The sequence below is a fragment of the Vibrio sp. Y51_MX_L26 genome, from assembly GCF_024181935.1.
Classification (GTDB): domain Bacteria; phylum Pseudomonadota; class Gammaproteobacteria; order Enterobacterales; family Vibrionaceae; genus Vibrio; species Vibrio diabolicus.
On the sequence record NZ_JAMZAS010000006.1, the window covers coordinates 18,936 to 38,173 of the forward strand.

Annotated in this window: 17 protein-coding genes; 10 read left to right on the forward strand and 7 right to left on the reverse strand. The window is 46.2% G+C overall.

Features of this window, described 5'->3' with window-relative positions; translation table 11 throughout:
- Both NL645_RS14215 and NL645_RS14220 read left to right on the forward strand, forming a co-directional pair.
- The gene (locus NL645_RS14215; protein WP_109169350.1) at window positions 1–1,098 is read left to right on the forward strand and encodes a GGDEF domain-containing protein; all 1,098 of its coding nucleotides are present in this window, start codon (window positions 1–3) and stop codon (window positions 1,096–1,098) included.
- A gap of 9 nt (window positions 1,099–1,107) precedes the next feature.
- Window positions 1,108–1,512 (forward strand): hypothetical protein, encoded by a 405-nt coding sequence (locus NL645_RS14220; protein WP_253651882.1) that lies wholly within the window; start codon window positions 1,108–1,110, stop codon window positions 1,510–1,512.
- 90 nt (window positions 1,513–1,602) lie between these two features.
- On the opposite strand, the gene NL645_RS14225 is transcribed toward NL645_RS14220, so the two are convergent.
- Window positions 1,603–2,406: an HAD family hydrolase gene (locus NL645_RS14225; RefSeq protein ID WP_104972165.1), complete on the reverse strand. Its 804-nt coding sequence runs from the start codon at window positions 2,404–2,406 to the stop codon at window positions 1,603–1,605.
- 95 nt (window positions 2,407–2,501) lie between these two features.
- Window positions 2,502–3,389, reverse strand: coding sequence for a LysR family transcriptional regulator (locus NL645_RS14230; protein ID WP_253651883.1), 888 nt, complete (start codon window positions 3,387–3,389; stop codon window positions 2,502–2,504).
- Between the two features lie 126 nt (window positions 3,390–3,515).
- On the opposite strand from NL645_RS14230, the gene NL645_RS14235 reads away from it, so the two are divergent.
- The 3 genes from NL645_RS14235 to NL645_RS14245 all read left to right on the forward strand — a co-directional run bounded on the left by NL645_RS14235 (window position 3,516) and on the right by NL645_RS14245 (window position 6,793).
- Complete coding sequence (locus NL645_RS14235; RefSeq protein WP_253651884.1) at window positions 3,516–4,382, forward strand: MBL fold metallo-hydrolase; 867 nt, start codon at window positions 3,516–3,518, stop codon at window positions 4,380–4,382.
- Entirely contained in the window at window positions 4,376–4,996 is a 621-nt protein-coding gene (locus tag NL645_RS14240) for a DsbA family protein (protein WP_253651885.1), read from the forward strand. Before NL645_RS14235 ends, NL645_RS14240 begins: the two co-directional genes overlap by 7 nt.
- A 117-nt stretch (window positions 4,997–5,113) precedes the next feature.
- Window positions 5,114–6,793, forward strand: coding sequence for a pseudouridine synthase (locus NL645_RS14245; protein ID WP_253651886.1), 1,680 nt, complete (start codon window positions 5,114–5,116; stop codon window positions 6,791–6,793).
- A gap of 90 nt (window positions 6,794–6,883) precedes the next feature.
- Here the strand turns inward: NL645_RS14245 and NL645_RS14250 are convergent, their stop codons facing one another.
- Entirely contained in the window at window positions 6,884–8,224 is a 1,341-nt protein-coding gene (locus NL645_RS14250) for an MATE family efflux transporter (RefSeq protein ID WP_253651887.1), read from the reverse strand.
- A gap of 532 nt (window positions 8,225–8,756) precedes the next feature.
- On the opposite strand from NL645_RS14250, the gene NL645_RS14255 reads away from it, so the two are divergent.
- Window positions 8,757–9,905 (forward strand): GGDEF domain-containing protein, encoded by a 1,149-nt coding sequence (locus NL645_RS14255; RefSeq protein WP_046875609.1) that lies wholly within the window; start codon window positions 8,757–8,759, stop codon window positions 9,903–9,905.
- A gap of 3 nt (window positions 9,906–9,908) precedes the next feature.
- Here the strand turns inward: NL645_RS14255 and NL645_RS14260 are convergent, their stop codons facing one another.
- The gene (locus NL645_RS14260; protein WP_005392005.1) at window positions 9,909–10,190 is read right to left on the reverse strand and encodes a hypothetical protein; all 282 of its coding nucleotides are present in this window, start codon (window positions 10,188–10,190) and stop codon (window positions 9,909–9,911) included.
- A gap of 131 nt (window positions 10,191–10,321) precedes the next feature.
- Window positions 10,322–10,606 carry a pyrimidine/purine nucleoside phosphorylase gene (locus NL645_RS14265; protein ID WP_005392006.1) on the reverse strand — a complete coding sequence of 95 codons (285 nt, stop codon included), beginning with the start codon at window positions 10,604–10,606 and terminating at the stop codon, window positions 10,322–10,324.
- Window positions 10,607–10,931: 325 nt separating this feature from the next.
- On the opposite strand from NL645_RS14265, the gene NL645_RS14270 reads away from it, so the two are divergent.
- Together NL645_RS14270 and NL645_RS14275 are read left to right on the forward strand one after the other, a co-directional pair.
- Entirely contained in the window at window positions 10,932–11,435 is a 504-nt protein-coding gene (locus NL645_RS14270; RefSeq protein ID WP_054866862.1) for a DUF2850 domain-containing protein, read from the forward strand.
- 369 nt (window positions 11,436–11,804) lie between these two features.
- Entirely contained in the window at window positions 11,805–14,351 is a 2,547-nt protein-coding gene (locus NL645_RS14275; protein ID WP_253651888.1) for a glycosyl hydrolase family 18 protein, read from the forward strand.
- Window positions 14,352–14,525: 174 nt separating this feature from the next.
- Here the strand turns inward: NL645_RS14275 and NL645_RS14280 are convergent, their stop codons facing one another.
- Together NL645_RS14280 and NL645_RS14285 are read right to left on the reverse strand one after the other, a co-directional pair.
- Window positions 14,526–15,383, reverse strand: coding sequence for an alpha/beta hydrolase (locus tag NL645_RS14280; protein ID WP_253651889.1), 858 nt, complete (start codon window positions 15,381–15,383; stop codon window positions 14,526–14,528).
- 130 nt (window positions 15,384–15,513) lie between these two features.
- On the reverse strand, window positions 15,514–16,104 hold the full coding sequence (locus tag NL645_RS14285; RefSeq protein WP_253651890.1) for a TetR/AcrR family transcriptional regulator: 591 nt from the start codon (window positions 16,102–16,104) through the stop codon (window positions 15,514–15,516).
- Between the two features lie 251 nt (window positions 16,105–16,355).
- Between NL645_RS14285 and NL645_RS14290 the strand changes: the two genes are divergently transcribed.
- Together NL645_RS14290 and nhaD are read left to right on the forward strand one after the other, a co-directional pair.
- On the forward strand, window positions 16,356–17,381 hold the full coding sequence (locus tag NL645_RS14290) for an acyltransferase (protein WP_225461458.1): 1,026 nt from the start codon (window positions 16,356–16,358) through the stop codon (window positions 17,379–17,381).
- Window positions 17,382–17,801: 420 nt separating this feature from the next.
- Window positions 17,802–19,232, forward strand: coding sequence for a sodium:proton antiporter NhaD (gene nhaD, locus NL645_RS14295; RefSeq protein WP_005392020.1), 1,431 nt, complete (start codon window positions 17,802–17,804; stop codon window positions 19,230–19,232).
- Window positions 19,233–19,238: the final 6 nt, after the last annotated feature.

Below are 19,238 nucleotides of genomic sequence, written 5' to 3' on the forward strand. Positions count from 1 at the left end.
ATGAAGTTATCAGAACCCACCCATCAAAAGCAGAGAGCACCACAATACTCTACAACCAGTAAAATGTTGCTTGTGGTGTTTGCCACTTCTTTGCTTCTCGCAAATGTATTGCTTCTGCAGCAGACACGCGCACTGTCACAAAACTTTAATAATGAGCAAAAACAAGCGACCTGGTTTTTATTCCAACTCTCTAAAGAGCTTTCGGAACTTGTCGGAGAAGCGAGACGAGTCGATGAAAATGTATTAAATATCGAAGGTGCAGAGCTGCAATATGAATTGGCCTGGAGTAGATTCGATTTATTAATTAGTAGTAATGAAGCCTACACTTTTTTCTCTCGAAATAATATGCATCAGTATTTCATTGATCTTTTTGAGGAATTTCAGGGTCTGGAAGCGCAATTAGTTGAAGCAAGAACTGGCGATAGCCAAGCTGCGGCTCAATTTTATCGATCCACTCAAACACTGTACTTAAGCTTGGTCGATTTCGTTAATCAGAACTTTCGCCTAAGCAGCAAAGTCTATGAGGCACAGAAAGGAGAAACGCAACGGTTAATGCAAGCGCAGTATATGCTGTTTGCTACATTCGTTTTGTCGATCCTGTCTCTGACTTATTTCTTTTATCGTGAATCCCATTTCCATAGAAAACTGGCGCTCAGCGACCCACTGACTCATCTTGGAAATCGCAATGCACTATTTATCAACCTGAATGAGCTCACTCAAGAGAAAAGGCCTTTTTCTCTGTGGATTTTAGATTTAAATGGTTTTAAAAGCGTCAACGATACACACGGTCATCAAGTGGGAGACACCGTACTGCGTGAAATTGCTAGACGGCTTAAATCTATGGCGTTGAATGATTTTACCGTCTATCGCATGGGAGGCGATGAGTTCGCCGTCATCCTCGAAGGGGAGCATGTTGATGAAGAAGGCGTTCGTGAGCATATCAATGCGGTATTTGATGCGCCAATACTAAACTCCGACAACGTCGCAACACTATCAACCAGCATGGGCTTAGCCCAATACCCAAAAGACAGTAACAATGTTGACTTTCTTATCAGCATAGCGGATAAGCGCATGTACAAAATGAAATTTCAACGTTAAACGGTATTTATGATGAGAAAGTTCATGCAAGTACTGCTTCTACTAGCAGTCATTGCGGTAGGTGTGTTGGCTTGGGTATTTATCCCATCACACGAAACCATCGGGCAAAAAACGCTTGAGCAGGCACTCAACGACGACTACAGCCTCGTTGGGCATCGAATCTACTCAACCGATCCGGATGCTGGCAACCGATTCGGCTACTTCGTATTGGCAACGGGCCAGAGCATTGAAGAACAAGAGCCGTTTTTGGTCACTTCGGATCAGTTTATTCGCATGGAACAAACGGGTGATAATACCTTGTCTGTGACTGTCAATGGCCGTATCTACCAATACCACAACGACTTGTGGGTGCCAAAATCGGACGGAAAGCTGCAGCACTTTTTGGTCAGCGCAACCGCTAAGTACGTGCGCTAAAAAACGGGAACATTACTACCAAAAAACAAAGCCCCGCATACACTGCGGGGCTTTTTACGTTAAGAAGAAAAGAACATCGAAAGGAGGACGTTACTTCGCTAACACTTTTTCTTTAATTACTTTTAGTACCCCTGCCTCTTGGTTGCTTGGCGCAGAATAACGAGCGATTTTCTTAATCTCTTCATGCGCGTTGGCAACCGCGTACGAATGCTCACTGACTTGCAGCATTTCAAGATCGTTGAGGTAATCACCAAACGTCATGGTTTCTGCCGGAGTAAAATTCATCGACTCTTGAAGATGCTGAATGGCCGCGCCTTTAGAGGCCTCGGCATTCATCACATCCAGCCAAATTTTTGCGCTCACTACGACTTTATGCGTTGCGCCAAACTTCGCGTTCATGGTCGGAAACAGGAGCTCTTCCGAACCGTCAAAGTGACAAATTGCTACCTTGATGAACTCGTCTTCGACCTCAAGCAAATCCGGCACATATTCACAGCGGTGGTAGTACTTTTGAAACTCTTCCAGTGATTGCTGATCATGCGTTTCGATGTACGCCGAGCGCTTGCCACACAATACGATGTTCGCTCCGTCAATTTCACGAGCCGCTTTCACAATCTCCGCCACTTCCGCTTTAGGCATGGTGCAACTGTAGAGCTCTTTATCTTGGTACATCACCAAGGTGCCGTTTTCGGCCACATACAACACTCGATCTTTGATTGGCGCGAACGTGTCACGCAGGCTGTAATACTGACGACCAGACGCAGCGGAGAACAAAATACCTTGCTCTTCCAATTGCAAAAACAGGTCGAAAAACTCTGGATCCAAACGACCATATTGGTCAAGCAAAGTGCCATCCATATCGGAAGCAATAAATTTGATGCGAACTTGTGACATTAACTAAAACTCTAAATGACGCTGCGAAAAATATATCCATGTAAGGTACAGGATCTTGTATGAATCTCAAGTCGGGATGACGACGCCTTTCGCGATTACCAAGGGTGCAGTTTAAAGTAATCTTCACTGTGATCGATGAAGGCTCTCACCGCAGGAGACAAGTGTTTACGCGATGAATATAGCGCGTAAATGTTGAGATCATTTGGCTTCCAATCCGGCAACACCGACTCAAGCTGACCCGATTGCAGATAGATATTGCTCAAATAGGTTGGCAGCATCGAAATACCCATGCCTTGCAAAGCGCCATGCAATAACGCCGTGGCCTCATTGCTGGTTAGGCGACACTCAATTCCCACCGATTCGAACTGCTCGCCCTGAGACAAATGCCACACGTGACGCTCAAAGTTTTTGTAACCCAAACAGTCGTGTGAAGATAAATCTCGCGGATGCGCGATCGCGCGATGAGTTTGCAAGTATTGCGGCGATGCCACCAACACCGATTCACACACCGCAATCGGCTTACCAATCAAAGAAGGATCAGGATCCGACGCAATTCGGATCGCCAGATCGATGCGTTGCTCGGTTAGATCACTCACTGAATCTTGCAGATCAATGTCGATATGCACTTTGGGGTGCTTTTGCATAAAACTGTTTACTGCTGGGATCAACTGTGAGAACCCAAATGAAGTGCTAGACGCGAGACGGATTTTTCCGGACAGCTCACCATCAACGGCAATGTTCGACGTCAACGTATCGGCCTGTTTTAACCAACGCTCAATCTGAGGCAAGCTGCGTTCCCCTGCGGTGGTGAGGGACACCTTGCGCGTGGTGCGGTGTAACAAACGAGTTTGTAGCCAGTTCTCCATCGCCTCTACATAACGAGTCACCATTGGCCGAGACATATCTAACCGCTCTGCGGTCGCGGTAAAACTGCCAGAATACACCACATCCACAAACACTTTTGCTGCCGTTACTCTGTCCATATATTTGCTCGAAATAAGAAATAGTGATGCACATTATTGTGTATTTTTCCGAGCGTATCAATTTCCTAATATAGCTCCCGTTCCCAAGCCATCGTCGCTTGGCCCCAAATTCTTTAGGAGCTTATTATGAAAAAATTCACTTTGATTGCTGCATCCATTTTAATGGCAAGCCCTGCCCTAGCGGCAAACCACTCTCCCCTTACTCTTGAGGTTTACAACGCCGACGGTAACAGCTTCCACGTTAACTCAACCTTGGTATACGGTAAGACTGATGCCATGGTCATCGACACTGGCTTCACCAAAGCTGACGCGATGCGCATTGCCGCCAAAGTGTTGGACTCAGGCAAAACGCTTAAAACCATTTTCATCAGCCAAGCGGACCCAGATTACTACTTTGGCGCAGAGGCCTTACACCAAGAGTTCCCTGATGCGCAGATCATCACAACGCCAGCGGTTCAAAAAATTATTAAAGAGAAGTTGGCTGGAAAGCTGGCGTACTGGGGACCAAAACTTGGCGCAAACGCACCGGTAAAACCAGTGATCCCTGTCGCGTACGACAAAGCATCATTGGAGCTAGAAGGTCATATGATTGAAATTCGTGGTAACCATGGCACATCAGCACACCGCCCTTACCTATGGATTCCAGATAACAAAGCGATTCTGGGTAACGTAGCCGTGTACTCAAACGTGCATTTATGGATGGCAGATGCCGCTGACCAAACCGCTATCAATGCTTGGGAGCAGCAGCTTAGCGAGATGCTTGCGCTTAAACCTCAATTGGTCATTCCTGGTCACATGAAAGCAGGCACAAAGCTGAACGCAGACACCATTCGCTACTCGCAACAATACTTGCAGGATTTTCAGCAAGCGAAAAAACACAGCAATAACAGCGCTCAACTCATTGACACCATGTCAGCGAAATACCCAGAAGCTCAATTGCCAATCGCGTTAGAAATCGGTGCGAAAGTGCATACTGGTGAAATGTCATGGTAACCGTGCATTACTTCTTCGATCCCATGTGTGGTTGGTGCTACGGGGCATCACCACTCATCGAAGCCTTGATGGACACCTCTCAATTTAAGGTGGAGCTTCATCCCGGCGGCATGATTGAGAAGCGCGCAATTGAGCCTGAATTTCGTCAGCACATCATCAACAGTGACGCTCGTATCGCAACCGAAACCGGAGCAACGTTTGGTGAAGCATATCTGCAACGCGTGAAAAGCGAAGATGCGTTTGTTCTTGATTCTTATCTACCCACACAAGCGATCTTAAGTGCGGAGAAAATGGAGCTGAATCCATGGCACATGCTAAAGGCCATCCAATCCGCGCATTATCAGCTCGGGTTAAAAGTGAATGAAGCATCGACGCTCAAAGCCATTGCAGAATCGCTAGGCTTAGCAAACGATGCGTGGGAGCAAAACATGACGTTAAGCGAAGCCGAGCTAAACGAAAGAATTCGCTCCAGCCGACAGTTGATGCGCCAGTTACACGTTGGTGGTTATCCGACCCTGATTGCAGAAGTAAATGGCGAGTACTTGACCTTGCCGCACTCGACCTACTACGACAAACCGGCACAGTGGAAGCTTGCATTACGAAAACTGCAATAAGCTCTTCCCCACTCGCTCTTGTTCTTAAGCCAAGAGCGAGTGCCAACACCGACATGGCAATCCTGACTCAAACAGGTACAATCCTCGCTCGAATTTTTACTCGCGCGGATACCCACCATGCACTCGCCTGAACATTGTTTTACACGTTTTACTGCTGATACTTCTGACTATGAATTACCAACGCAGTTTACGTTTCCGTTCTACTACACGCCGCATCCTCTTTGCGTTTTGGCCGCAAAGCAATTGCAACAGCACTTATTAGCGCAAACCGACTTCGAACACGATTTTGGTTTGGTTAATGAAGAAACGGGGCGAGGCAAAATGTTTGGCGTATTGCTGGTAGAAAGCCCTCAAGGCGAGCTCGGCTTTTTAAGTGCATTTTCTGGCAAAATTGCTGACCAAAACTTGATTCCAGGATTTGTCCCTCCTGTGTACGACATGCTGACCGATGAAGGCTTCTTCCGCGCAGAAACGGATGCCATCAACGCCGCCAATGCAGAGTACAAAACCTGTGCTGCGAATCCGGAATTGGCAGATCTTAAAGCGCAAATCCAAGCCGACCGAGCCGCTTATCAGCAAGAAGAGCAAACACAGCGCCAAGTGATGATAGACGGCCGCGCCGCACGCAAACGACAGCGCCAACAGGGAGAGCAAACGCTCAATGCCGATGATCTCAAAATCTTGTTGGATGAATTGGGTAAGCAAAGTGTCGCCGAGAAAAACGTTCTCAAATACTTAAAGCAAGCGTGGGATGAAAAGCTTGCAATCAAAGAAGCGCGATTGGCCGAGTTAGAGCAGCAACTTGCTCACCTGAAAGAGCAGCGCAAGACACTCTCCAACGCTTTACAGCACAAACTGCATAAACAATACCGCTTTCTAAACAGCCATGGCGAAGCACGCGACTTGGTAGACATTTTTGCGGACACCACAAATCCAATACCACCAGCAGGTGCAGGGGAATGTGCTGCGCCAAAACTGCTTCAATACGCGTTTAAACACAGATTCAAACCGCTGGCGTTGGCAGAATTTTGGTGGGGTGTTTCGCCAAAGTCTGAGGTTCGCCAACACAAAAAATTCTACCCATCGTGCAACAGCAAATGTCAGCCGATTTTAGGCCATATGATGCAAGGGCTGGACGTCGAACCCAACCCATTGGCGGAGAATTGGGCAGAAGACAAAGAGCTAGAGATAATCTACCAAGACGACGCTATGGTCGTCGTCAACAAGCCCTCGGGCTTACTTTCAGTGCCAGGTAAAACTATCAAGGACTCTGCTTATACGCGCCTACAAGCGATGTTCCCTGATGTGGAAGGGCCGTTTGTGATTCATCGCCTCGACATGGCGACCTCTGGCATTTTGGTGTTTGCCTTAACTAAGCGCGCGAACAAAAGCCTGCAAAAACAGTTTATGGCTCGCGGCGTACAAAAACGTTATATGGCGATGTTAGAAGGCGTATTGAACGCGCCGGAAGGGGAAATTTCACTGCCAATGCGTGGCGACCCCGACGACCGCCCACGTCAGTTGGTGTGTTTTGAACACGGGAAACATGCAGAAACCTCCTGGCAACTGATTGAAGTCAAAGATGGACGCAGCAAGGTATACATGTATCCGAAAACCGGGCGAACTCACCAACTACGTGTACACAGTGCTCATCACATGGGGTTAAACATGCCGATGGTTGGTGATGGTTTATACGGCGAAAAAGCGAATCGCTTACACCTGCATGCTGAGATGCTAGAGCTGGATCATCCATACAGCAAAGAGCGCATGGTGTTCAGAGCTGAGTGCGAGTTCTAACGTCTTCCAGATTTTAAATAACAAAAAGGCACTGACTAACAGTGCCTTTTTGGGTTTCTAACAACAGAATAAGCGCGATACCGAAAACCGTTAGCTCACCTTAAACTTGGTCCACACCTGAGAGCGCCAACGCCTTGCCATGATGATACCACGCACCCATTCATCGAGAGCGATTGCCATCCAAGCCCCTAAAACGCCATAACCCAAGTGGATGCCAAAGATATAAGAGAAAAACACGCCTAGTCCCCACATACTCAAAATCCCCATTTGCACTGGGAACTTGATGTCACCCGCGCCTTTGAGCCCCGCGATAAAAATCAGGTTAAACACACGTCCGGCCTCGAGCAAAATTGAGCCCATGACTAACGAACCTGCCAATGCGAGTATTTCTGGTTGATCGGTAAATACGCGCAGAATCTCTTCTCTAAACAGGTAAATCAGTGTGGTTGCCGCCGTTGATGCCACAAATCCCACTAAGAAGTAGATTTGTACACGTTTTAAAATGCTGCTCACCCAACCTTTGCCGATGTAGTAACCAGTCTGAATTTGCGCAGCCTGACCAATTGCCAACGCGAAAGCAAACGAGAAACGGGCAATGTTTTGTGCATAAGTGAAAGCCGCCAACGATGCCGTCCCCATTTGCACCACAAAGTACACAATGCAGATTTGCGCCACGTTATAAGACAGCACTTCACCCGCGTTCATGCCGCCGATTTTTAAGATCTTTTTGTAAATCTCTGCGGGCACTTGTTTCATGGTCGACATCGGTAGTTCAACGCTGCTGCGAGCGAGAATAAACCATAACATTAACGTACCGATGACTTGGCTGACGACGGTTGCTATTGCTACACCTTGCACACCATATACAGGTAAACCAAATGGCTGGTAAAGCGCAATATAGTTACCAATGATGTTGAACACACCCGAGATCAAGTTCACCACCATTGGAGAGCACGAATAGCCATGGCTACGCAGAATGGTCGTAAAAACAACGCCAATCGTAACGTTAAACGTCATCGCACCGCTGATCAGCAGATATTCACGTGCGTATTGCTCGACTTGTGCCTCCAAACCGTAATATGGGAGCAGGAATATCGCGCCAAGCACAGCAATCACACTCAATAGCACACCGATGATCACAGACAGCGCAATACTTGCAACGCCGACGCTCACAGACTCTTGCTCGCGCCCTGCGCCATTGTATTGGGCAATCAAAATCCCCGTTCCGCTGCTGACAAACGTCGAAACGATGATTAAGAAAAAGGTAATCTGCGTGATCACACCAACAGCGGATACCGCTTTGTCCGAGTAGCCACTCAGCATGAACACGTCACTGGTTCCTAAAGCCGTCCGTAGCAAAATTTCGACAAGAATCGGCCAAGCCAATGCCACGATGGACATTCGTTGGTTGATGTTTTGGCTTTTAGGCATGTTTTAACCTTTCCTACAACTAAAAACTGCCTCACAAAATGTGTGAAGCAGTTTGGAAAAAGAGTAACTCGAATGAAGCTCGATATGAGGTCGTGATTTAGCGCGGATTCTAGTCGCATATTGGTCACAACGACAACAATATTTCGCTCTGTTTCGGAAAAATATTTCTAATGCTTTTTCACAACGAAAAACTCATTGACGGAACTTAGAGATCGTCGATTGACGAACAATGAGCTCAATAGGTAGAAGGCGCCATTCATGCTACTCCCAACAGAGTTGAGTCAGGATAGATCCTGCAAATACGGCGGTGAAAATGCATTACTTTGAATTATTAATCGAACCATCTGAAGCCATAAAGATCCGCCATGGAAAACTTTATAAGCCTTTGTTGTGCTTTGAGCACTCTCCCCAAACCACACTTCTAGGCCCATACTAAAAATGACTGACATCACATTTGGAAACTTTGTTGTTCTATTCATCGCTAAAATACCGCCTAGAATAAGCGTACACGTTAATTAAGCAAGGATACGTAATGTCGACATTGGCTGGAGCACGCTTAGAGGAAATGGCGGATATCCGCTCAACAAGAAAAAAGAAAATTGTCTTTTTATGCTCCAGTATCGCCGCGGCATGTTTAACTTATGGCTCCATTGCTCAATTGTTTGAGGATAATTGGGGATTAAGCTTTTTCCATGCTCTGTGTGCCTTAGCCTGTTTAGGTATCAGTTATGTGATAAAGGTTCAACGACATCATCAATATGCCGACCTATGGCTGAGTGCAGTCTTGATGTTCGAAGGGTTATTGCTACTTCTGTATAACGATGCCCCCTCAGGCAAACTGCTATGGCTATACCCCATTGTCGCCACTCTGGTGCTGATCAATGAGTTTAAAGTCGGTCTGCTGTTTAGTGGCACCTATATCTTACTGATCTTTTTTGGCGTCGTTTTTTTAGATCGGCTACCAACAGCCAGTGACATCATAGAACGACGATTTATGCTGACCCTGATAGCAACTGCATTTGTGTGTCACACATTCTCGTATTACTACACAAAAGTCCTCAACTACATTCAAACACTTTATCGTGAAGGGATTGAAGAGTTGGCGTATTTTGACCAACTCACAGGGCTTGCCAACCGCTGGAGCTTTGAAACTTGGGCGCGAGCAAAACTCGATGAGATCAACCATTCATCTGATGACAGTATCACTGCTCTGGTCTTCCTAGATATTGATAACTTCAAACACATTAACGATACCTACGGGCACGATATTGGTGACCAAGTGCTTCAAGCCTTTGCAACTCGATTAAAAAACAATGTTCGCCATAAAGACAGAAAAACCGACAAACACGACTACTCCATCGCTCGATTTGCGGGCGACGAGTTTGTGCTCATGCTGTACGACATAAACAGTAAAGATGACCTCGACAGCATTTTGAAGCGTATTGTGAATCTATTCCCAAAAGGCTACCGAAGCTACGATATGATTAACGAGTTAACGACGAGTGTGGGCGCTGCTATCTACAAACAAGATGCGAAGGATTTATCTGAATTGACTCGGTGCGCAGATAAAGCAATGTATGCGGCTAAACACACAGGGAAAAACCAATACGCGTATTACGAGCACTGCAATACCGAAGAGAAGTCAGCCTCTGAAACGCCGACTGTATCAGAAGCTTGCTAATGGTTAAGCGAATACATGCATCACCCATAGCCCCAGCACCAGAAATACGATTAGCCACACAGCTTGCAGCACTCTGCTCGGCTTATCTTGCTGGCGACTGAATTGGCCTTTAAACGCACGGTCCTTCACTTTGCCCATTAAGCCTTTCCCTAGAGCACGTCGATAGAATTCACGTCTCTTATGGGCTGCATTGGCAACCTCGGTAAAACGATGTCTTTGCTCATTGGTGAGATCTTTGTCCTCATAACGAGGAGGGAGATCAGAATGCTTGCGTTGTACTGCCATCACTTCCTCCCTGGTCGATGGGTACATTTTTATTAAGTATATACCCAAATAACCAAAAGATGCGTTATAAGTGAAGGACATAGACGAAAAAACCACCCGAAGGTGGCTTTATTACAGGCAAAAAGGACGCTTTAGAAGTACTCACATAAATACGCAGTCGCGTCTTTCACTTGAAGCTCAAATGAGGAGTTCCCTTCCACTTCAAAAAACTCACCACTTTGGTAAGTCGTCCAATCACTTTCGCCGACACGCTTGACCACAAGCGCACCTTTTACAACCGTCATACGCTCAGGCGCTTGAGTGCCGAACGTGTATTCACCAGGAAGCATTACACCAACGCTAACGTCCTGATCATTCTGGTTAAAGCCTAGTGATTTTACACTACCTGCAAAATAGCTATTTTCCTTAATACTCATTATTGGTTTCCTTATCAAAAGTCCGCTCTTTTTTACCTTGTTTCTTCCTGTTACTCAAGCTCTGAAAGCCATTAAGTCAACGTTATAAAGCACATCCTTTGCTACTGAGCGAGGCCACCTTTTTCTAGGCTTAACCAGACGACGTAATTAGTGAGATAAAGTCGGTGAATTAGTTAACGCCAGCAAACAATAAAACCATCAATAAGAGTGTATCCGAATGTAAAAGTGGACATTAGATCATAATTTCTTAGTCTTAATGACGGGATTGTTTGTTTTTGAGAAGGAAGGTTTCCACCATATTAAAAAAGGGAAGAAAAGTAGACCAATGACGGACTCAGCTCGCCGAAGGCGGAAAACAAGACAGGAACCAAAACTTTCATTTTGGGCTCGCCACCAATCCAAAGTCCTCAAAAGCGCATTTGCCGTTTTCGGGGTGGGTCTTTTGACGTTTTTCAGCTATCAAATCCACCTATCCTATCAAGACCATATTGACCCGGAAAAAGTCTACGGCGAGTGGATTGAGATCGGCGCGCCACCCTACCAAACAGAACGTCTGACTTTCACAGAGGATGGGGTATATCGAAACCATCGACTCATCACGACAGAATTTGAATTCGATGGAAAGGTCATCACGTTGAACACTGGATTAGGAAAAACCGCGTACCAGATCTCGGGCTCTCACCTTTCACCTCAGATTCGCCGTATTGAGCCTCTTATTCCAGACCAACGATTCATCCGTAAGGGATTTGAGCATACCGTTCAAGGCTCAGAAACCGGAGCGGCTTCAAAACGTCGCGCTGCATTAAGTGAACATTTCAGCCGTGACTAGCACGTCTTCACGGCTATTTCTCCTTTCAATTCTCTTTCTATTTCGATGAAACAAAACCTTAATAAACAATGAAATAAGGTATTCATCGCATTTATCACACTCGCTACTGAGTAAACAATAATTTTAGTTTCTGCTGAGATTTTATAAATTATTGACTCAGTCTGACACTTTCTGTGTAACAGAGTGCGAGTTTTAGTTAAGTTCTCTCAAGTGCCTCGAAAACCGTCTTAATTTTTTTTGACGAAAAAAAACTCTCTGAAATGCTGAGTGTGATGCTTTTGCACATGGAGTAAATCCAATCATCTTATCTGGTGCAAGAGCAGCCTATGTTCTAGGTAGAACATGAATCCAAGGATTGAGAGAGAAGTTATGATTCGATTTAACCTATGTGCAGCTGGCGTTGCTTTAGCACTATCAGGTGCTGCAGTTGCGGCTCCAACCGCACCAAGTATCGATATGTACGGTTCCAACAACCTTCAGTTTTCTAAAATTGAACTCGCGATGGAAACCACGTCAGGCTACTACGACATGGTGAAATACCATGAGCAGGCGAAGATCACTGTTAAGTTTAACCAGTGGAGTGGCACGCCAGGTGATACTTACAACGTCTATTTTGATGGTGCAAAAGTAGCAACCGGCCCAATCACTGGTAGCCAAACAACAGCGACATTTGAATATGGTCAGGGCGGCCTATACCAAATGGAAATCGAGGCGTGTGATGCGACAGGTTGTGCGAAAAGCGCACCAGCTGAAATCACGATTGCAGATACCGATGGTTCTCACTTGAAGCCACTGACGATGAACGTTGATCCAAACAACAAAACGTACAATACCGATCCAAGCGTCGTGATGGGTACGTATTTTGTTGAGTGGGGCATCTATGGTCGTGACTACACGGTCGATAACATGCCAGTCGACAACTTGACTCACATCCTTTACGGTTTTATCCCAATTTGTGGCCCAAATGAGTCTGTGAAGTCTGTTGGCGGCAACAGTTTCAATGCACTACAAACCGCTTGTACAGGTGTGCCTGATTATGAAGTCGTTATCCACGACCCTTGGGCCGCTTATCAGAAGAGCTTCCCACAAGCTGGTCATGAATACAGCACACCTATCAAGGGTAACTACGCAATGCTAATGGCATTGAAACAACGTAACCCTGATCTAAAAATCATCCCATCTATCGGTGGCTGGACGCTGTCTGACCCATTCTTCGATTTCGTAGACAAGAAAAACCGAGACACATTCGTCGCATCGGTTAAGAAGTTCCTGAAAACTTGGAAATTCTACGACGGTGTTGATATCGACTGGGAATTCCCAGGTGGCGGCGGTGCAGCCGCGGATAAGGGCGACCCTGTAAACGATGGCCCTGCTTACATCGCACTGATGCGTGAATTGCGCGTAATGCTTGATGAATTAGAAGCTGAGACAGGCCGTACTTACGAGCTAACGTCAGCTATCGGTGTCGGTTACGATAAGATTGAAGACGTAGACTATGCAGATGCGGTTCAATACATGGACTACATCTTCGCGATGACTTACGACTTCTATGGCGGTTGGAACAACGTTCCTGGTCACCAAACTGCGCTTTACTGTGGTTCATTCATGCGCCCTGGTCAGTGTGACGGTAGTGGCGTTGATGAGAACGGCGAACCGTACAAAGGTCCTGCTTACACAGCAGATAACGGCATCCAACTTCTTCTTGCTCAAGGCGTTCCTGCGAACAAGCTAGTACTTGGTACAGCAATGTACGGTCGTGGCTGGGAAGGCGTAACTCCAGATACGCTAACCGATCCAAATGACCCAATGACAGGTACTGCTACAGGTAAACTGAAGGGCAGTACAGCGCAAGGTGTTTGGGAAGATGGCGTAATTGACTACAAAGGCATTAAGTCATTCATGCTAGGTGCAAACAACACTGGCATCAACGGCTTCGAGTACGGCTACGATGCCCAAGCAGAAGCACCATGGGTATGGAACCGTACTACGGGCGAGTTGATCACATTTGATGACCATCGCTCAGTTCTAGCAAAAGGTAGCTACGCTAAGTCTCTAGGTCTAGCGGGTCTATTCTCTTGGGAAATCGACGCGGATAACGGTGACATTCTCAACGCAATGCACGAAGGTATGGCTGGCGGTGTGGTTCCTCAACCAAACCGTAAACCAACCGCAGCTGCTGGCGCAGATCAATCTGTAACTGGCCCTGCAAGTGTGGTTCTAGATGGTAGCCTATCGAAAGACTCTGACGGTACTATCGCGAGTTACGCGTGGGAGCAAGTCTCTGGTACAGCAGTGGTACTAGCAGGCGCAGACACAGCGAAAGCAAGCTTTGATGCAGCAGAAGTTACTGTTGAGGAGCAATTAACTTTCAAGCTGACAGTGACTGACAACGAAGGTGCAACGGCATCTGACCTTGTTGTAGTAACGGTGAAGCCAGCAGGTGTAGTTGACCCAGCGAACAATGCGCCAGTAGCGCAAGTTGTTGCTCCAGCAACAGCAAACGCTGGTGACGTTGTGGTTGTAGATGCGTCAGCCTCTAGCGATGCAGACAACGATACTCTTACTTTCAACTGGACGCTTCCTCAAGGTTTGAACGCAACGGTTGAAGGTTCTAAAGTCACGTTCACTGCTGCTGAATACCCGCAAGACACTAGCCTAAGCTTTACCGTAAGTGTGAGCGACGGCAAAGCGTCTTCAACGGCAAGCGCAACTGTTGTTGTTGCACAGCATACAACCGACCCAAACCCTGGTACCTGTGACAACGCATGGGATGTAAGCGCAGTGTACACAGGCGGCAACCAAGTCACTCATGCAGGTAAAACTTGGGAAGCGAAATGGTGGACTCAGGGTGACGATCCTAGCCAATCTGGCGAATGGGGCGTTTGGAAAGAAGTTGGCGTAGCTAACTGTAACTAAGCCCAACCTTGCAGACTTTCTGTAAAGTTAACGATCAAAGGACAGCTTCGGCTGTCCTTTTTTGTTTTTATCTCATAATGAGAAAAGCGATACCACTGACGAAAAACAGTCCGAGGTATTGCTTTCAAATCGAATTAGCCCAAAACGGATCGAGCCGATTAGTAAGAATGAAGATTACCAAGAACGATCGAGTAAACGGTCAAAACTACTGAAGACTTGTGCACACTTCATCACTCGGCCATGACCTTGACCTTGCGTTGTCACTAACTCAACATTTTCAATCTCTTCAGCGGCTTGTGCAGAGATACTGTACTTAGTGAACTTATCCTGCTCATCATGAACAATGATGGCTGGAGACAAGCGCTCAGCCAAACGCTTCAGCGGATCAATTGACTGTAATGGGTAACCAAATTGATCTTCAACTTCAGAAACTACGGCATTAAAAAGCTTCATCGAATAACCTGAACGCGCAATGCTACCGAATAGGTTCTCTACGTAATTCAATACCGGTGCAATAAGCAGTAAAGGCTTGTTTTCTAATTTGCTATGTCTGCACTCAAGAGCAGAAGCGGTGCCCATGCTGTGCCCAACTAGACCAACAATATCGTCTACCGTATCTAACACATCTTCTAACCCTTTGACAAAACCCGGAATGTGCCCATACTGCCCTTCACTCTCACCATGTGCTGGATGATCGTATGCCAAAGCGGTGAACCCTTTCGACGCAATATGTTCCATCAACGGATAAAACTGACTTGCGGTGCCAGACCAACCATGAGTTAGCACCCAAATAGGTCCAGAGCCCAAAGTATAGGTTTTGATAATGCCTGCATGCCCTTTAATTTCACCTTTGGCAAGTCCTTGAGGTTCGGTGTTTTTAGGTGCTGTGCGAGCAGGTGTCAGGAGCAACTTACGCGCGGTATTCTTTGCATGTGACGGGGCAAGTGTGTGGTGTAAACGCGTACTGATGTTCACCAAACTGCGCTTAATACTGAAACGTTGCGATGTATTAAAGTAAATTTTTTCACTCATGATTATGTCCTTAACTATCAGCCACGCACAAAAAATAGAACGGTCGTGCTTTTTATGCTGATAAGAAAGAGCGAACTCAGCCGCTCTTTATGATTTTATGTCTACAAATCTGGAAAGCGAATAACTGGTATCAGCCTTTCCAGCGAGAAAATAAGTTGTCGATCCCTTGCCAAAACAGGCGCAAGCTTTCTTCCTCACCTTTAATTGAGTAAAAAACATGCGCACTCAAATAAAGACCGTATAAATCAAACGTTGCTTGGCGTGTATCTAAGTCTGCTGCAAATTCTTGCTTCTCTTTGCCTTTCGTTATTTGGATCTCCAAGTAGCTCAGCCAAGTGTCTATGGATTTACGCAATCCGGCCTGAAGTGGGCAATCTTTATCTGCCGTGTCATTCCAAGCGTCTAGAAACATACAACTTCCTTGAAATGCGTGGTTCCAAGTCATCCAAGAGTCGAGCAACCCTCGAATTTTACGTTCGATATTGCCATCCTCTGCTTCACGAACAGGCTCAATAACTCGGGCGGCGAACACTTTATTGGCGTGCTCCAATACAGATAGTTGTAAATTCAACTTCGAATTGAAGTGGGCAAACAGACCACTTTTCGACATACCGCATTGCTTGGCTAACTCACCAATCGTAAGACTGTCTAATCCGTCTTCGCTGGCGATCTCAAAAGCCCGTTGCAGAATAAACTCTTTTGTCACTTTTCCTTTTTGCATAATCTTATTTTTAGCACGATCGTTCTTTTTTGCAATCTAGAGTTAACTGGTCTAACCATACATTAGTGTCATTTTCGACTCGCTAATCACGTATTGAGTTGGTTAATGGGTTAATAATTAAGAAGTTTGAAGTAAGTCTTAAATTTAAACACAGCTTCAGTGTAAGCGCGAGTCTGTTGACTTTTTCACGCATTAATTCAGCCACAACCTGCTACTTTCACCTAAGTTTTTTTATTTAGGTAAGTAATGTAATGGCAAAGAAACAAAAAATAGCCAGCTTAGAGTTTGCGCGTATTATTGCGATGTTTGCAATTATAGGATTGCACTGCCAGATGGCCCTGACATACTGGCAATGGGATGGAATACCGTGGGTTGGCTATATGCTCAACCAATTGGCTCGTTTTGCTGTGCCACTGTTTTTTCTCATTTCTGGTTATCTTATCCAGCCCAAGTTAAGCCGCGCACCTATCGAAACACTAAAAAACTACGCCAAACCACTGATGAAGGTTTGGCTCATTTGGAGCGTGATCAGTTTATTGATGCCATTCCAGTGGCAAACTGTCGCTGAGGCGGGGTATCTCGCCGAAAGGCAGGGCTACTGGGGCTACTTAATGTCGACCCCGTTCAATTCACTCGTCGAAGGCGGGCTCGTTCACCTGTGGTTTATTCCAGCTCTGGTCATTGCCGTTGCCTTAATTGCCTTCCTCGTGCATATCAATATGGCTCAATTGGTACTGCCAACCGCCGTATTGCTATACATATACGGCGTGTTTGCTGGCAGTTATTCGACCATTACCGACCTGCCAGCGCCTTTCTTTACTCGTAATGGGCCGTTTTTCAGTACGTTGCTGGTAACACTGGGTTATCTAGCACGAGAAGAACAGTGGCGATGGTCGCGAAACAATACGATTCGATGCATTCTTCTTGGTATGGCGCTGCACTTTGGTGAAGCTTATTGGCTAATGCAACACGAGGTCGCTTTTAATTCTCACGACTTCCTGTTTGGTACTGTTATCTGGGCCCTGGGTGTCTTCATGTGGCTGTTAGTGCACCCACATTTTGGCGATATGCCTTGGGTATTCAAACTATCTCCTAGCGTGTTAGGCATTTATGTTAGCCATCTGCTTGTGATAATTATTATGATGAATGTCGCTGGATTTATCGGGTTGCAACACCTCGCGAAAGACGCATTTATTTATCCTGCAACGATTGTCGCAACCATAATACTTGTGAAAGCAATTGAGGCTTCGCCGTTGAGAAAATGGCTGCTGCGCTAAATCCATTCAGCGCTCGATATAGCTAGCTCTAGCTCAAAAGGGTTAGAGCTAGCCAGTTAAAAATGAGATTTCTCTCTCACTGACCAATTTTTGACTTTCTAATCCTTCAGAATTTGCCGTCACTCACAAAAAACATTGTTCATTTCCTTTAAATTGGCTCGACTATTACAACATTGCTCATTAAACGGAGGCTGTATGTGGGCAGGTCAAGGACTCGTTCCTTTTTTAGAGATTAGCCATTGGTTAACTTACGGTTTGTATGCCGCTGTGGTTTTATTTGGCGCAGCAAGCATTGCGTCACTCAGAAAATAGTGGCGCACACTATCATTTCCTAACTCCTACTGTTAATTCGAGCTCTCTCACAACTAACTCATTAATTTGTGGCTAATATTTCTCCAACCAGACAAAGGAGAAATGTCTATGCCAATCTATCCAATTGTGGCTTTCTGCTGTTTGTTGTTCTCTAGCGCCACCTTTGCTGCACCCACCAATGAACTGAACCTTGTTAATTCTGGTGTCGGTTACGCGGCTCTCATTATCTTTTCGATTGCTTACATACTGGTTATGTTGGAAGAGTATCTGAAAATGAGAAAATCCAAGCCTGTGCTGCTCGCTGCAGGGTTAATTTGGATTCTGATTGGCTACACCTTTGCTCAACACAACCAGCCAGAAATCGCCAAATCCGCACTAGAACACAACTTGTTGGAATACGCGGAACTGCTGCTGTTTTTGTTAGTAGCGATGACTTACATCAATGCTATGGAAGAGCGCAAACTCTTCGATGCCTTACAGGCGTGGATGGTCGGCAAAGGCTTTGGCTTCAAAAAGCTGTTTTGGCTGACGGGGTTTCTCGCCTTTATTATTTCACCGATTGCCGATAACTTAACCACAGCCCTCTTGATGTGCGCTGTGGTGATGAAAGTCTCTGGTGATAATCCTAGATTCGTGAATCTTGCCTGTATCAACATTGTTATCGCTGCCAACGCTGGCGGTGCATTCAGCCCGTTTGGTGACATTACGACCCTGATGGTGTGGCAAGCCGGGCATGTCAGCTTTGCTGAATTCATCCCGTTATTCGTCCCGTCACTGGTGAACTATTTGGTTCCTGCGTTTTTGATGTCACTCTTTGTTCCAAACACCAAACCGAATACGATTCACCAACACGTAGAACTGAAACGCGGCGCGAGACGTATTGTCGCACTATTCATTCTGACGATTGCCACCGCAGTCTCTTTCCACGCTTTACTGCACTTCCCACCCGTTATGGGCATGATGATGGGCTTGGCTTACCTACAATTTTTCGGTTATTTCTTACGCCAAACACTCAAACATTCTTTGGCAAAAAAAGCGGCCATGGCAATTGCCAATGGCGACGATCACGCATTAAAACGCTTAGGTTCAGTCGTTCCGTTTGACGTGTTCCACCGTGTATCTCGCGCAGAATGGGATACCTTGCTGTTCTTCTACGGCGTAGTGATGTGTGTCGGCGGTTTGAGCTTACTTGGCTATCTCGAACTGGTTTCAAACGTCATGTACAACCAATGGAACCCTGTCTGGGCCAACGTGATGGTTGGTGTTCTATCTGCCATCGTCGATAACATTCCGGTTATGTTTGCTGTACTGACCATGGAACCAAGCATGTCGATGGGGAACTGGTTACTTGTCACATTGACTGCGGGTGTGGGGGGCAGCTTGCTTTCAATTGGCTCTGCGGCAGGTGTCGCATTAATGGGAGCCGCGCGTGGACAATACACCTTCTTTGGCCACCTAAAGTGGGCTCCCGTCATCGCCTTGGGTTATGCCGCCAGTATTGCAGTGCATTTGTGGATGAATAGCGGTTTATTTACCTAAGCACCG